This is a genomic window from Streptomyces sp. NBC_00659, assembly GCF_036226925.1.
Classification (GTDB): domain Bacteria; phylum Actinomycetota; class Actinomycetes; order Streptomycetales; family Streptomycetaceae; genus Streptomyces.
On record NZ_CP109031.1, the window covers coordinates 4,128,502 to 4,142,775 of the forward strand.

The window sequence follows — 14,274 nt, forward strand, 5'->3', positions numbered from 1 at the left end:
GCGGGACTGCTGGTGGGGGGCGTCGGGAGGGCGGGGTCTCCCGCCCTCCCGGGAGTCAGGAGCGCAGCGCCTGGACGGCGTCCGCGAGCGCTGCCGGCACATCCGGTACGAGCGTGTGCGCGCCGTCGCGCACGACGTGCCGGCCCGCCACGACCGTGTGCCGGACATCGGCGCCCGTGGCCGCGAATACGGCTGTCTCCGCGCCGAGGCGTGGCACCGGTCCCGCTGTTCTGACCGAGTCGAGGGCGATCGTCGTGAAGTCGGCGAGCGCGCCCGTCTCGATGCTGCCCGCGTCGTCCCAGCCGAGGGCCGCGTGGCCGTCGGCGGAGGCGGCGCGCAGCAGGGCGGCGGCCGTCCAGTGACCGCGGGTCCGGGTGCGCAGCCGCTCGTTCAGCTCCATCGCGCGGGCCTCTTCGAGGAGGTCGATGACGGCGTGGCTGTCGGAGCCGAGCGACAGGGCCGAGCCCGCGCGCTGGAGGGCGACGGCGGGGCCGATGCCGTCGGCGAGGTCGCGTTCGGTGGTCGGGCACATGCAGGTGCCGGTGCCGGAGCCGCCGAGCAGGGCGATGTCCTCGTCGGTGAGGTGCGTGTTGTGGACGCCGGTGGTGCGCGGTCCGAGGACACCGTGGTCGGCGAGCAGCCGGGTGGGCGTGCGGCCGTGGGCGGCGAGGCAGGCCTCGTTCTCCGCCGTCTGCTCGGACAGGTGCACATGGAGCGGGGCGCGCCGCTCCTCGGCCCAGCGCGCCACGGTGGCGAGCTGTCCGGCGGGCACGGCCCGTACGGAGTGGATCGCCGCGCCGATCCGTGCGTGATCCCGGTCCTTGAGAAGTGAAGAGCGTTCCGCCCAGGCGTCGGCGGTGCCGTCGGAGAAGCGCCGCTGGTGCGGGTTGGGCGGCTGCCCGAAGCCGGAGGAGAGGTAGGCCGTGTCGAGCAGGGTGATGCGGATCCCGGCGTCGGCGGCTGCGGCGATGAGTGCCTCGCCCATGGCGTTGGGGTCGGCGTAGGGGGTGCCGTCGTGGGCGTGGTGCACGTAGTGGAACTCGCCGACGGAGGTGACTCCGGCGAGCGCCATCTCCGCGTACACCGCGCGGGCCAGCGCGTGGTAGGTCTCCGGGGTCAGCCGGTCCGCGAAGGAGTACATGATCTCGCGCCAGGTCCAGAAGGTGCCGGAGCCGACCTGGACGGTGCCGCGCAGAGCTCGGTGGAAGGCGTGCGAGTGGGCGTTGGCGAGGCCGGGGAGGGTGAGTCCGCGCAGGATCTCGGCTCCCGGCGGCGGGGTGTCGACGCCGGTGCGGACGTCGGTGACACGGCCGTCGGCACCGGCCTCGGAGCCGCCGCCCGACACGGTCACGGCGACGCCCGGCTCGACGTTCGTGCCGAGCCAGGCGTGTTCCAGCCAGTACGTCTGTGTCACCTGCAGGCCAGCCCTTCGAGTACGTCGGCGAGTGCGGTCACCCCGGCCACGCAGTCGTCCTCGGCGGCGAACTCCGCCGGGGAGTGCGAGACACCCGTGGGGTTGCGTACGAACAGCATGGCGGTCGGGACGGTGCCGGAGAGGATTCCGGCGTCGTGTCCGGCACCGGTCCCGAGAACGGGGACGTTCAGGACGGCGTCCCGCTCCTTGCCCAGGATGCGGGCGAGTTCGTCGCGCAGGGCGTGCTCGAACTCGACGACGGGGGTGAACGACTCGCGGATCACGTCGAGTTCGACGCCCTGCGCGTCGGCGTACTCGCGGGCCGCCTTCTCGACGCCGCCGACGACCGTGTCGAGGGTCGCCTGGTCGGCGGCGCGGGAGTCGAGCCAGCCGCGCACGAGGGAGGGGATGGCGTTCACGCCGTTGGGCTCGACCGCGATCTTGCCGAAGGTGGCGACGGCGCCCGCGAGCCGGGCCTCGCGGCGGGCGGCGAGGACGGTCTCGGCGTACGGCAGCATCGGGTCGTGACGGTCCACGAGCCGGGTCGTGCCGGCGTGGTTGGCCTCGCCCCGGAAGTCGAAGCGCCAGCGGCCGTGCGGCCAGATGGCGCTGGCGATGCCGACCTGGTCGCCGCCGATGTCGAGGGCGCGGCCCTGCTCGACGTGGAGTTCGACGAAGGCGCCGATCCGGCCGAGCCGCTCGGGGTCGGGGCCGATGCCGGCGGGGTCGTACCCGGCGCGTTCCATGGCCTGCGGCAGGGTGATGCCGTCGGCGTCGGTGAGCCGGTGCGCCTGGTCGACGGTGAGCTGTCCGGCGGCCAGCCGGGAGCCGACGCAGGCGAGCCCGAACCGGGCGCCCTCCTCGTCGCCGAAGTTGACGATGGCGAGGGGCTTGGTGAACTGCACTCCACGGGCTCGGAGTTCGTCGAGCGCGGCGAAGGAGGAGACGACACCGAGGGGGCCGTCGAAGGCGCCGCCGTCGGGCACGGAGTCCAGGTGCGAGCCGGTGACCACGGCGTCCCCGGCGGCGGGGTCGCCGAGCCAGGCCCACTGGTTGCCGTTGCGGTCGAGCTCGTAGGTAAGCCCGCGGGACTCGGCCTGCTGCCGGAACCAGGCGCGGCAGTCGGTGTCGGCCCCGGTCCAGGCGAACCGGCGGTAGCCGCCGGAGGCGGAACTGCGGCCGATCGGCAGCAGCTCCGCCCACATGCTGTGGAACGTCACGCGGCGCCGCCTTCGTCACCCTCACGCATCGGGATGCGCACACCGCGCTCGTCCGCGACGGACTCGGCGATGTCGTAACCCGCGTCGACGTGGCGGATGACGCCCATGCCGGGGTCGTTCGTCAGGACGCGGCGGATCTTCTCGCCGGCAAGCTTGGTGCCGTCGGCGACGGAGACCTGGCCGGCGTGGATGGAGCGGCCCATGCCGACGCCGCCGCCGTGGTGGATGGAGACCCAGGAGGCGCCGGAGGCGACGTTCACCATGGCGTTCAGCAGCGGCCAGTCGGCGATCGCGTCGGAGCCGTCGAGCATGGCCTCGGTCTCGCGGTACGGGGAGGCGACGGAGCCGCAGTCGAGGTGGTCGCGGCCGATGGCGAGGGGAGCGGCGAGTTCGCCGGAGGCCACCATGTCGTTGAAGCGCTCGCCGGCCTTGTCGCGCTCGCCGTAGCCGAGCCAGCAGATACGGGCGGGCAGGCCCTGGAAGTGGACGCGCTCACCGGCCAGCTTGATCCAGCGGTGCAGCGATTCGTTCTCCGGGAAGAGGTCGAGGATCGCCTTGTCCGTCTTGTGGATGTCGGAGGCCTCGCCGGACAGGGCGGCCCAGCGGAAGGGGCCCTTGCCTTCGGAGAACAGCGGGCGGATGTAGGCGGGGACGAAGCCGGGGAAGGCGAAGGCGCGGTCGTACCCGGCGAGCTGGGCCTCGCCGCGGATGGAGTTGCCGTAGTCGAAGACCTCGGCGCCGGCGTCCATGAAGCCGACCATGGCCTCGACGTGCTTGGCCATGGACTCGCGGGCGCGGGTGGTGAAGCCCGCCGGGTCCTTGGCGGCCGCGTCGGCCATGTCGTCGAAGTCGATGCCGACGGGGAGGTAGGCGAGGGGGTCGTGGGCCGAGGTCTGGTCGGTCACGATGTCGATGGGGGCGCCCTCGGCGAGCATGCGGGGCAACAGCTCCGCCGCGTTGCCGAGCAGACCGATGGAGAGCGGCTTGCGCTGGTCACGGGCCTCGACGGCGAGCTGGAGGGCGTGCTCCAGGGAGTCGGCCCGCACGTCCAGGTAGCGGTGCTCGATCCGGCGCTCGATGGCGCGCGGGTCCACGTCGATGCAGATGGCGACGCCGTCGTTCATCGTCACGGCGAGCGGCTGGGCGCCGCCCATGCCGCCGAGGCCGGCGGTGAGGGTGATCGTCCCGGCGAGGGTGCCGTTGACCCCTCCTTTACCAATTGAATGCAGCTTCGCGGCGACGGCGGAGAAGGTCTCGTAGGTGCCCTGGAGGATGCCCTGGGTGCCGATGTAGATCCAGGAACCGGCGGTCATCTGGCCGTACATGGTGAGGCCGAGCTGCTCCAGGCGCCGGAACTCCTCCCAGTTCGCCCAGTCGCCGACCAGGTTGGAGTTGGCGATGAGGACGCGCGGGGCCCACTCGTGGGTCTGCATGACGCCGACGGGGCGGCCGGACTGGACGAGCATCGTCTCGTCCTGCTTGAGGGTCCTGAGCGTGCGGACCATGGCGTCGAAGGAGCGCCAGTCCCGGGCCGCCTTGCCGGTGCCGCCGTAGACGACGAGTTTGTCGGGGTGCTCGGCGACCTCGGGGTCGAGGTTGTTCTGCAGCATCCGCAGGGCGGCTTCCTGCTGCCATCCCAGGGCGCTCAGTTCCGTACCGCGCGGCGCTCGGACGGGGCGGGGTCCTGACATGGTCTGCCTCCCAGCGGACTGTTGCTATAGATATTCACATCCTGGCCTTTTGAATAGAGCTAGTCAATAGGCGCGTGGCCCCGCACGCCCCCCTCTCGGGTGTTTGGCTGGGACGCATGGGCGCAGACATGGACAGGACAGGGGATCGGGCGGACGACGGCCACGGGGCGGGTGGGGCTGCGATGTCTTCGGCGGGGACTTCGGACGCGGTGCGGGTCTCGCGGCGGGACGACGCCGTGCGGGCTGCCGTGGAGCAGGGGCTCCTCGGTCCCGACCGTCCCATCGTCGCGCTCCTCGACGTCCCCGGCATCCGGGCCTCGGCCGCCGCGCTGCACGCCGCCTTCGACGCCGTGACCGCTCCCGGCACCCCCGTGCTGCACACCTTCGCGGTGAAGGCGACGCCCCTCGTGCCCGTACTGCGGCTGCTGCGCGAGCAGGGCATCGGCGCGGAGGTGGCGAGCCCCGGGGAGCTCGCGCTCGCCACGGCGGCCGGGATCCCGGCCGGGCAGACCGTGCTCGACTCGCCGGCCAAGACGCCCGCCGAACTGCGCGAGGCGCTGGCGCTGGGCGTCGCGGTCAACGCGGACAGCCCGCAGGAGCTGGACCGCATCGACGCCGCCGTCCGCTCGGCCGCCACCGGATCCCCTCTCGGAATCCGGGTGAACCCGCAGGTCGGCGGGGGTTCGATCGAGGCACTGTCGACGGCGACGGCGACCTCCAAGTTCGGGGTCGCGCTGCGGGACGAGGGGGCACGCGCGTGGATCCTGCGGGCGTACGCCGACCGGCCCTGGCTGACCCGGCTGCACGCGCACTCGGGCTCGCAGGGCATGCCGCTCCCGCTGATGGCGCGGGGCGTGGCGGAGACGTACGCGCTGGCCGAGGAGATCAACCGGCACGTCGGGCGACGGCAGGTCGACACGATCGACATCGGCGGCGGACTGCCCGTCGACTTCACCTCCGACGCCACCGCACCGACGTACGAGCAGTACGCGCGGCTGCTCGCGGAGGTGACACCGGGCCTGTTCGACGGGCGGTACGGGCTGGTCACCGAGTTCGGGCGGTCCCTGCTGGCCAAGCACGGGACGGTGCTGGCCCGGGTCGAGTACGCGAAGTCCGCCGGGGGCAGGGCGATCGCGGTCACCCATGCTGGGGTGCAGGTGGCGACCCGCACGGTGTACGCGCCGGGGTCGTGGCCGCTGCGGATCGCCGCGTACGACGCGAAGGGCCGCCCCAAGACGGGGCCGGACGTCGTCCAGGACGTCGCGGGCCCGGCCTGCTTCGCGGGCGACCTGCTCGCCGAGGGCCGCCCGCTGCCGCTGCTCGAACAGGGCGACCACGTGGCCGCGCTGGACACGGGCGCGTACTACTTCGCCCACCACTACGCGTACAACTCGCTGGCCCGCCCCGGCGTCTACGGCTTCGCACCGGCCGGAGGCGACGCGGGAGGCGTGCGCTTCGCGGTCGTGCGGGAGCCGCAGGCCCTCGCCGAGATCGTCGCGGAGTCGGGCGGCGCGCACACCCGCTCACTCACCAACCTGTGAGCCGGCGAGATTCCCCCCTCCGACCGACGGACAGACCCAGCCCTCCGGCCCGCCTTTTGACCGGGAAGATCCAGCCCCTCCGGCGTTTGAGGAGCGGGGTCCGGGGCGGAGCCCCGAGACGGGAAGGGGCGGAGGGGGCGAATCCAAGAAGGGCGGCACCGGCCGACCGGCACCGCACCGACCGGCGGACACCGGGGCGCACGGAAAACGGCAGACGCCCATGCGCACCCATATGCGCCCCACCCCACCGCTCCAGGACAGCACAAACGGACCACAGGTGGTTTGAGCGCGCCCGAGAATGTGGTCAGTTGACCCACCTTAGTCAGCGCGGGCATTTTCCACAGGAAAATGCCGGATCACTCCCTTCCCGTGCACACAGTGCGTAACTTCGGCGTCACTCGGCCGAACCCTTTGGCGGGAGGGAGACACGGTGCCCGGTATCGACGAGTGCCTGCTGGAGGCCATGACACTGCCCGGGGCGCGAGGCGCCTCGGTGGTCGACTGGACCAGCGGCCTGGCTCTGGGCACGGTCGGTGACGCTCCGGGCGACGACCACGAGACGACCGCGGCGGAGGCCGCCGAGCTGGCCCGGCTCGCCGCGGAGAACCGCTCGTTCGCACCCAAGGGCGGTTCCGACTGGTCCGAGTGGTCAGACCAGGAGACCCCCATCGAAGACCTGATCATCAGCAACCGCGACAGCTATCACGTCCTGCGATTCGTCCGGACCGCCTTCGACAGCAGCGTGTTCCTCCATCTGTGGCTGGCCCGCTCGGACGGCAACCTCGCCCTGGCACGGATCCGGCTGGGCGAGATGGCCGGACGGCTGGTGCTCGTATGACCACGGTCCGGACACCTCCCCCACCCCGGCTCCCCGTACGGGACACGGCACCGGGCGCCCCCGGCGGCGCCTCACCGATGCTCAGCCGGCTCGCCGACGAACGGGCCACCGGCGTCCTCATCCGCGAGCGCGGCACCCTCTACCTCGCCGACGGCGAGGTGGTGCACGCCGAGAGCCCGGCCACACCCGGGCTCGACGTCCTGTTCTCCGTCCACGGCGTCCTGGCCCCCGAGGTGTGGCGGGAGGCGGTCGCCGCGGCCGGGGCAGGCCGCCGGGTCGGCCGGTTCCTGATCGACAGCGGGCGGATCGCGGAGGGCGCGCTGGAGCTGTGCCACCTCGGCTCCCTGTACGACGCCGCGTACTTCGTGCTCGGGCCGAGCAGCACCCCGAGCCGCTTCCGGTACGGTGCCGCGCACTGGTTCGGCCCGCTCCGCCCCGTCCCGGTCGCCGCGCTGGAGCGCGAGACGGTGCGCCGGCGTGAACTCCTGCACCGGATCTGGCCCGACCCTGCGACCGACACCGCGCCGCTGCGGCGCGCCCTGCTCGCCGCGGGGCCGACGGTGCCGTTCCGCCAGGAGGCCGTCCTCGGCCGGGTGGACGGCGTCCGCACGGCGGCGGACGTGTCCCTCGAGCTGGGGCGGCCCGCCTTCCACACGCTCGTCGACCTGCGCCGGCTCGCCGCCGCCGGCCTCGTGACGGCCGCGCCCGAACCGCAGCCGCTTCCCCCGCCCAGCGTGCTCACCCAGACCTCCACCGATCCCGACGTCGCGTTGCTGCGGCGGCTCAGAGTCGCGCTGGAGGCCTTGTGAGTCCCAACCCCGCGGGAGGCCTTGTGATCCGCGCGCTACGACAGCGTGCCGAGAGGAGACTGCTGATGGCGGCGGAGGCCGAAGTCCTGGACGAACTCCATCGGTTGAGGGCCCGCGTGCCCCAGCTGACCGGAGCGCTCGCGGCCAGCGCCGACGGTCTCGTCCTCGCCCACGACACACCCGGTGTGGAGCCGGACGGCCTGGCCGCGCTCACCGCGGCCGCCCTGGGGGTCGCCATCCGCATGACCGAGTCCACCAACCACGGCGACCTGCGTGAGCTGCTGGTGCGCGGCGTGCACGGCTATGTCGCGACGTACGCGGCGGGCGGCTCCGCCGTGCTGACCCTGCTCGCCCAGGACCGGGTCAACGTCGGCCGGCTGCACCTGGAGGGGCGGCGCTCCGGCACCCGGATCGGCGAACTCGTCGACGCCGCCACGGCTCGCGGCGAACCGGCCGCCGAACCGGCCAGGACCTCCGCGAAGACCTCGTCCCGCACGCGCACCCCACGCGGCACCACCCCGCGTACCACATCCACTCCTGCCACCAACCACCCGAGAACATCAGAAAGCTGAAGGAGCAACCCATCATGACGAACACCGAGACCGCCCTCAAAGAGGCCCTGGCGTCCATCGAAGGCGCGACCGGAGCCGCCCTCGTCGACTACACGAGCGGAATGGCGCTGGGCACCATCGGCGGCAGCAAGAGCTTCGACCTCACGGTCGCAGCCGCCGGCAACACCGACGTCGTCCGCGCCAAACTGCGCACGATGGAACACCTTGGCCTGAAGGGCGACATCGAGGACATCCTGATCACACTGTCCGACCAGTACCACCTGATCCGGCTGATGAAGGGGCGGGGCGGAAACGGCCTCTTCCTGTACCTGGTGCTCGACCAGAAGCGCGCCAACCTGGCGATGGCCCGGCACCAGTTGAAGCGGATCGAGTCCGATCTGGAGATCTAGTTCCACGCACCGGGTCCGGAACCGCTCCGGTCAGTGACGCCGCGCCCCACCGGGCGCGGCGTCACCCGCCGCCACTCCGGTGGCCCGGACGGCCCGGACCGGCTTGCCCACGGGGGCACCGGCGCGCGGGCCGAGCCAGTCGACGCGCACCCAGATCAGCGCCTGCTCGGCACGCTCCAGGCGCCCGAGCCGGGCGGCCTTCAGCCACAGTCCGACGCCCGCGCCGGCGAGCAGCATGCCGCCCGCGGCGGGCACGGCGAACGAGCTGCCCAGCGCGGCGGCGAAGGCGAGCAGCAGCCACCAGCGGTGGCCCCGGCGCCAGTTGCGCAGGGTCACGGCACGGTCCTGGAGCACATCGTGCTTGCCGGCGCGGGCGGCCGAGCGGACCAGGGCGTCGTAGCGCTTCCTGCGCCAGTACGCCACCACGGCCGCCGTGACGAGGAACAGCGCGGCCCCCGCCATGACGCCGATCCTGCGCCCGGTCAGCCCGGGGAGCAGCACTCCGACTCCGGCAGCCAGCACCCCGTACCACCACAGCGGTACGGCTCCCGCCCGCACCACGACGGCCACCCGGGCCAGTCCCTGTCCTCCGCGCGCCACGATCCGCCTCCCGACTCAGCGCCTGTACGGGCACGCCGTCGACCGCCGTCGCGCCCGCATGTCTTTGGGCGGGCAGGTTAGCCACGGAAGGTGAGACGCGTCTGAGAAACGCCCGAATCACCGCCCGGGCGCGGGGAGGGACGCCGCCTACTCCACGAACAGTCCCCGTACGGCGGCCCGCGCGTCGAACTGCTCCAGCCGCGCCTGCGCGTCCGGCAGGTCGTCGCACATGGCCTCCAGCAGTACGCGGCCCAGCAGCATCGGCGCGCACGCCGTGTCGAACGCGAGGCCGGTGCCGACGGCGGCGGGGAGCAGCAGGTCGGACACCTTCGCGACCGGCGCGAACGCCGAGTCCGCGACCGTGACGACGGTCAGCCCGGCCTCCTTCGCGTAGCCGAGGGCGTCGACGACCTCGCGCGGGTGGCGGGGCAGCGCGAAGCACAGCAGGGCCGTGGCCCCGGCCCGTACGCTCGCGTCGATCCGGTCCTGGAGCATCGTGCCGCCCTCGTGCAGCAGCCGGACGTCGGGGTGCACCTTGGCTGCGAAGTAGGCGAAGCCGTAGGCCTGGGAGGCGGCGGCGCGCAGCCCGAGGACCGGCAGCGGGCGCGACGCGGCCAGCAGGCGCCCCGCCCTCGCGACCGGACGCGGGTCGGCGAGCACGGCGGCGAGGTGACGCAGATTCTCGATCTCGGCCTCGACGGCCTGCTGGTACTCGTTGTACGAGGCGGTGTCGGCGGCCGGTTCGGCGGGCGCGACCTCGCGCAGGTGCTTGCGCAGCGCCGGGTAGCCGTCGAAGCCGAGCGCGACCGCGAAGCGGGTGACGGAGGGCTGGCTGACTCCGGCGAGTTCGGCGAGTTCGACACTGGACAGGAACGGCACGTCGGCGGCGCTGCGCACCATGCTGTGGGCGATGCGCCGCTGGGTCGGGGTGAGCCGGCGCCCCTCGAAGAGGCTCTGGAGCCGTCCGGCGGGGCTGTCGCTCACACCGGTGCCGCGCTCCACGCCGCCGTCCCCGGCCGTCTCGCCGAACCCCATCGCTCTGCCGTCCCCCATGACCTCGCCGCCCACCATCGCCTTGCCGTCCCCGTCCTTGTCGCCGCCCGCGGCCCTGTCGCTGACCGTGCTCATGACGTGCTCCCCCTCCAGATGTCCGTGAACCGGTCGAGCAGCGCGGCGGCCGCCGTCACATCGTCCGTGAGCGGCCGGTCGGCCTGCTCCGGTTCGAGAGCCGCCTCGGCCAGCTCCAGTGCCCGCCCGGCCGGCAGCTCCGGGTCGGGCCGCAGGTCGCGCTGGCGCAGCGCCCGTACCGCGGCGACCAGTTCGCAGCCGACGACGAGACGGAACGCGCCGCACGCACGCAGGGTCTGGCGTGCCGCGAGCGAGGCGAAGCTCGCCTGTTCCTCGACGCCCCGGGAGAGTACAGCGTGGCCGAGCGAGGCGGGCGCGGAGAAGGCCCGCAGGTCACCGAGCGCGGCACCGGCGGCGTACTCCAGGATCATCACGCCCGAGGACGCGGGTTCCTGATCGGCGAGGAAGGGGCGCAGCCGGGTGTAGGCGGGTTCGTTGAGGGTGGACAGGCGGGAGGTGGACAGGCGTGCCACCTGGGTGACGGCGAGCCTGAAGTGGTCCAGGGCGAGGGCGAGTTGTGCCTGGTAGAAGCCGCCGTGGTGGTAGGCGGCCATGTCCTCGGGGGAGATGAGCGGGTTCTCCGCGGCGGCGTTGATCTCCACCGAGAGGACCTCCTCCAGCGCGTCCGCCGCGTCGTGCGCGGGGCCGTGGATCTGCGGCAGGCAGCGGAAGCCGTACGGGTCCTGGATCCGTCCGAGCGGTGGTGCGGGCCGGTCCGCGGCTCCGATCAGCTCCCGCGTCCGGCGCGCCACCTCGATGGACCCGCGATGCGGCCGGGCGGCGTGCACGGGCGCCGCGTAGGCCTCGTGGGACCCGTCGACCGCAAGCAGCGACAGGGCCGCGACGACCTGGGTGGCGCCGATCAGTCCGCGCAGTTCGTGCAGCGCGAGGGCGGACTGTCCCACGGTGAGGGCGTTGCTGCTGATGAGCGCGAGCGCGTCGTTGTTGTCGAGCGCCAGAGGCCCGGGACCCGGCCCCCTGCCGGACCGCGTACCCGACCGCTCGCCGGACCGCCTGACCGGCCCCTCGCCGGACCGCGCACCCGCCCCCTCGCGCCCCGGCACCGCCGAGCCGTCCGGGCCTCTCCACGGGTGCTCCCCCGCGAGGGCCAGGCCCACCTGGGCCAGGGCGGCGATGTCCCCGGTGCCGACCGAGCCGAACTCGTTGACGACCGGGTACGCGCCGCTCTCCAGCGCCTCGCACAGCGCCGTGACGACGGTGGGCCGCAGTCCGGCGCCGCCCGCGAGAAGCTGGTTCGCCCGGACGGCGAGCATCGCCCGGACCTGCCGGGCGGGCAGTTCCTCGCCGATGGCGCCGGCGTGGCTGCGCAGCAGGCGCAGTCCGTGGCCGGCGGCCGCCTCGGTCGGCACGTCCTCGTCACGGTTGGCGCCGACGCCGGTGGAGCGTCCGTAGACGCGGCCGGTGGCGGCGATCCGCCGGGCGGCGCACCAGGACTCCTCGGCCCGCTTCATCGCCTCGGTGCCGGGAACCGGCCGCGCGGTCCCGTCGGCGAGCCGTACGACGTCGTCGACTCCGGTGCCGCGGCCGTCCAGGACCACGAGTGCGACGGCCGCCGGAGGCGTCACCGCACACGACGTGTCCACGATCCGGGACGACATCACGCACACACCCTTCTATTCAGCTACCGAGAACTCTGCATGACGATATGCAGACCGGGCAAGGGGCGTCTTCCGGGGGCCCGGCCCCGCCGCAACAGGGGGGCTATCCCCAGTGCCACGCGCACCTCCGCTGCCTAACGTGATGGACATGACCGGTATGAACGCCCGCCATGACGACGCGGAGCTGAAGAAGGAACTCGACGCCACCCTGCACGCGCGCAAGGAGCTCGGCGAAGAGTACGAATCCGCGCTGGTCGACTCCTTCCTGGAGAAGGTCGAGCAGCGCCTCGACGGTGCCGTCGACCGCCGGGTGCGGCGCCGGCTCGCGGAACAGCAGATGGTGGTGGCGCGCGGCGCGCGTTCACCCCAGTCGTCCGACTCCTGGGGCGAGCGTTTCGGCTTCGGGATCGTCTCGCTCGTCCTCGCGGTCCCGCTGTCCGCGATCGGCGGCGGAGTCGCGCACCTGCCCGGTCTGCTCGTCGCCTGGGGCGGGATCGTCGGCGTGAACGTGGTCCAGGCGGCGCGCCTCTCCCCCGGACTCTTCGGCCGCCGCGGGAACCGGCCGGAGTCGGACTGGGAAGAGTAGGCGCCGGAAGGGCATACGAAAGGGCCCGGCGCTCGGGACGAGCGCCGGGCCCTTCGACGTATTGCGCGGGGACCGCCGCACCCCCGGTGAAGGGGGGCGGGACGACGGCGGTCCCCGCGAGGGACGCGGGCCGGGTCAGGACCGGGCTTACGCGTCCTAGGCGTCCATGGAGGTCCGGGAGCCGCTCCGGAGGTCCTTGGCGCCGTTCGGCGCCGGCCTGGCGGGGAGCCGCTCCCGCCCTGCCGACACCCACTAATGTGCCGGACCCGTGTTAAGCGGGTGCTGCGCGGACGTGACGCGCTCGTACCACTTCCGCGAAGTTCACCCCGGCCGGAGCCGGAAGATCCACACGGATCCGACACTTCGAACGAAAATCCTGCTCAGGCCCGGGACGGGGTCAGGCCCTGGTGCCGCCCTTGGCGAGGAAGGACAGCAGGTCCTGCCGGCTGACGACGCCGGTGGGCTTGCCCTCGACGAGCACGATCGCGGCGTCGGCGCGACCGAGCACGGACATCAGGTCGGCGACCGGCTCACCGGAACCGACCTGCGGCAGCGGCGACGACATGTGCTTCTCCAGCGGGTCCTCCAGGGAGGCCCGCTTGGTGAACAGCGCGTCCAGGAGCTCGCGCTCCACGACCGACCCGATGACCTCGGCGGCCATCACGTCCGGGTGACCGGCGCCCGGCTTGACGATCGGCATCTGCGAGACGCCGTACTCGCGCAGCACCTCGATGGCCTCGCCGACGGTCTCCTCCGGGTGCATGTGGACGAGCGAGGGGATGGAGCCGCCCGCCTTGTCGTTCAGCACGTCGGCGACACGGGCGCTCGGGCCGGTGTCCTCCAGGAAGCCGTAGTCGGCCATCCACTCGTCGTTGAAGATCTTGCTGAGGTAGCCGCGCCCGCTGTCGGGGAGCAGCACCACGACGACGTCGTCCGGGCCGAGGCGCTCGGCGACGCGCAGCGCGGCGACCACGGCCATGCCGCAGGAGCCGCCGACGAGCAGCCCCTCCTCCTTGGCCAGGCGGCGCGTCATCTGGAAGGAGTCCTTGTCGGACACGGCGACGATCTCGTCCGCGACCGTACGGTCGTACGCGGTCGGCCAGAAGTCCTCACCGACGCCCTCGACCAGGTAGGGCCGGCCGGAACCGCCGGAGTACACGGACCCCTCGGGGTCGGCGCCGACGACCTGCACCTTGCCGTCACTGGCGTCCTTCAGATACCGGCCGGTACCGGAGATCGTGCCGCCGGTGCCCACGCCCGCGACGAAGTGGGTGATCTTCCCCTCCGTCTGCTCCCACAGCTCGGGGCCGGTCGAGTGATAGTGCGACAGGGGGTTGTTCGGGTTGGAGTACTGGTCGGGCTTCCAGGCTCCCGGGGTCTCCCGCACCAGCCGGTCGGAGACGTTGTAGTACGAGTCCGGGTGCTCGGGGTCGACGGCGGTGGGGCAGACCACGACCTCGGCCCCGTACGCGCGCATCACGTTGATCTTGTCGGTGGAGACCTTGTCGGGGCACACGAAGATGCAGTGGTACCCCTTCTGCTGCGCCACGATGGCGAGCCCCACACCGGTGTTCCCACTGGTCGGCTCGACGATCGTGCCGCCGGGCTTGAGGTCGCCGCTCTCCTCCGCGGCCTCGATCATGCGCATGGCAATGCGGTCCTTCACGGATCCGCCGGGGTTGAAGTATTCGACCTTCGCCAGGACGGTCGCCTGGATGCCCGCGGTCACGTTGTTGAGCCTCACCAGCGGGGTGTTGCCGACGAGACTGATCATCGAGTCGTGGAATTGCACCGTTGTCTCCGGAGCTGCGTTTTCAACAGGAATGGTCTCGCCAGCCTACGGCCCTGAGCAGCCGTTCACCCTCAG

At 72.7% G+C, this 14,274-nt stretch carries 13 protein-coding genes; 6 read left to right on the forward strand and 7 right to left on the reverse strand.

Annotated elements, in window-relative coordinates; all coding sequences use genetic code 11:
- Positions 1 to 55: 55 nt before the first annotated feature.
- From OG410_RS17760 to hutU, 3 genes are read right to left on the reverse strand one after another with little or no spacing between them, the layout of a single operon-like run.
- Positions 56 to 1,414: a formimidoylglutamate deiminase gene (locus OG410_RS17760; RefSeq protein WP_329300064.1), complete on the reverse strand. Its 1,359-nt coding sequence runs from the start codon at positions 1,412 to 1,414 to the stop codon at positions 56 to 58.
- Complete coding sequence (locus OG410_RS17765; protein ID WP_329300065.1) at positions 1,411 to 2,634, reverse strand: allantoate amidohydrolase; 1,224 nt, start codon at positions 2,632 to 2,634, stop codon at positions 1,411 to 1,413. Before OG410_RS17765 ends, OG410_RS17760 begins: the two co-directional genes overlap by 4 nt.
- Positions 2,631 to 4,325, reverse strand: coding sequence for a urocanate hydratase (gene hutU / locus OG410_RS17770; RefSeq protein ID WP_329300066.1), 1,695 nt, complete (start codon positions 4,323 to 4,325; stop codon positions 2,631 to 2,633). The genes OG410_RS17765 and hutU overlap by 4 nt, the downstream gene beginning before the upstream one ends.
- 182 nt (positions 4,326 to 4,507) lie before the next feature.
- Here hutU and OG410_RS17775 point away from each other — a divergent pair, with 182 nt between their 5' ends.
- From OG410_RS17775 to OG410_RS17795, 5 genes are all read left to right on the forward strand, one after another.
- A complete protein-coding gene (locus OG410_RS17775; protein WP_329300067.1) occupies positions 4,508 to 5,866 on the forward strand; it encodes a diaminopimelate decarboxylase in 1,359 nt (452 codons plus the stop codon).
- Between the two features lie 430 nt (positions 5,867 to 6,296).
- Positions 6,297 to 6,704, forward strand: coding sequence for a hypothetical protein (locus tag OG410_RS17780; RefSeq protein ID WP_037628227.1), 408 nt, complete (start codon positions 6,297 to 6,299; stop codon positions 6,702 to 6,704).
- Positions 6,701 to 7,513: a transcriptional regulator gene (locus OG410_RS17785; RefSeq protein WP_329300068.1), complete on the forward strand. Its 813-nt coding sequence runs from the start codon at positions 6,701 to 6,703 to the stop codon at positions 7,511 to 7,513. The genes OG410_RS17780 and OG410_RS17785 overlap by 4 nt, the downstream gene beginning before the upstream one ends.
- Before the next feature lie 65 nt (positions 7,514 to 7,578).
- Positions 7,579 to 8,085, forward strand: coding sequence for a roadblock/LC7 domain-containing protein (locus OG410_RS17790; RefSeq protein WP_329300069.1), 507 nt, complete (start codon positions 7,579 to 7,581; stop codon positions 8,083 to 8,085).
- Between the two features lie 14 nt (positions 8,086 to 8,099).
- Complete coding sequence (locus tag OG410_RS17795) at positions 8,100 to 8,474, forward strand: hypothetical protein (RefSeq protein ID WP_328669496.1); 375 nt, start codon at positions 8,100 to 8,102, stop codon at positions 8,472 to 8,474.
- 30 nt (positions 8,475 to 8,504) lie between these two features.
- On the opposite strand, the gene OG410_RS17800 is transcribed toward OG410_RS17795, so the two are convergent.
- The 3 genes from OG410_RS17800 to OG410_RS17810 all read right to left on the reverse strand — a co-directional run bounded on the left by OG410_RS17800 (position 8,505) and on the right by OG410_RS17810 (position 11,821).
- Positions 8,505 to 9,074, reverse strand: a complete 570-nt coding sequence (locus tag OG410_RS17800; protein ID WP_329300070.1) for a hypothetical protein — start codon at positions 9,072 to 9,074, stop codon at positions 8,505 to 8,507.
- A gap of 147 nt (positions 9,075 to 9,221) precedes the next feature.
- A complete protein-coding gene (locus tag OG410_RS17805) occupies positions 9,222 to 10,109 on the reverse strand; it encodes a MurR/RpiR family transcriptional regulator (protein ID WP_329304155.1) in 888 nt (295 codons plus the stop codon).
- An 89-nt stretch (positions 10,110 to 10,198) separates the two neighbouring features.
- Entirely contained in the window at positions 10,199 to 11,821 is a 1,623-nt protein-coding gene (locus tag OG410_RS17810) for an aromatic amino acid ammonia-lyase (protein ID WP_329300071.1), read from the reverse strand.
- A gap of 148 nt (positions 11,822 to 11,969) precedes the next feature.
- On the opposite strand from OG410_RS17810, the gene OG410_RS17815 reads away from it, so the two are divergent.
- The gene (locus OG410_RS17815; RefSeq protein ID WP_329300072.1) at positions 11,970 to 12,407 is read left to right on the forward strand and encodes a hypothetical protein; all 438 of its coding nucleotides are present in this window, start codon (positions 11,970 to 11,972) and stop codon (positions 12,405 to 12,407) included.
- Positions 12,408 to 12,804: 397 nt separating this feature from the next.
- Here OG410_RS17815 and OG410_RS17820 read toward each other — a convergent pair whose 3' ends face one another.
- Positions 12,805 to 14,199 carry a cystathionine beta-synthase gene (locus OG410_RS17820; protein ID WP_326787341.1) on the reverse strand — a complete coding sequence of 465 codons (1,395 nt, stop codon included), beginning with the start codon at positions 14,197 to 14,199 and terminating at the stop codon, positions 12,805 to 12,807.
- Positions 14,200 to 14,274 lie beyond the last annotated feature (75 nt).

Bases quoted from the DNA above. Each gene is read 5' to 3' on its own strand.
- OG410_RS17795 (WP_328669496.1), top strand. From the start codon at position 8,100: ATGACGAACACCGAGACCGCCCTCAAAGAGGCCCTGGCGTCCATCGAA.
- OG410_RS17775 (WP_329300067.1), top strand. From the start codon at position 4,508: ATGTCTTCGGCGGGGACTTCGGACGCGGTGCGGGTCTCGCGGCGGGAC.
- hutU (WP_329300066.1), bottom strand. From the start codon at position 4,325: ATGTCAGGACCCCGCCCCGTCCGAGCGCCGCGCGGTACGGAACTGAGC.
- OG410_RS17790 (WP_329300069.1), top strand. From the start codon at position 7,579: ATGGCGGCGGAGGCCGAAGTCCTGGACGAACTCCATCGGTTGAGGGCC.
- OG410_RS17810 (WP_329300071.1), bottom strand. From the start codon at position 11,821: ATGTCGTCCCGGATCGTGGACACGTCGTGTGCGGTGACGCCTCCGGCG.
- OG410_RS17785 (WP_329300068.1), top strand. From the start codon at position 6,701: ATGACCACGGTCCGGACACCTCCCCCACCCCGGCTCCCCGTACGGGAC.
- OG410_RS17815 (WP_329300072.1), top strand. From the start codon at position 11,970: ATGACCGGTATGAACGCCCGCCATGACGACGCGGAGCTGAAGAAGGAA.
- OG410_RS17805 (WP_329304155.1), bottom strand. From the start codon at position 10,109: ATGGGGTTCGGCGAGACGGCCGGGGACGGCGGCGTGGAGCGCGGCACC.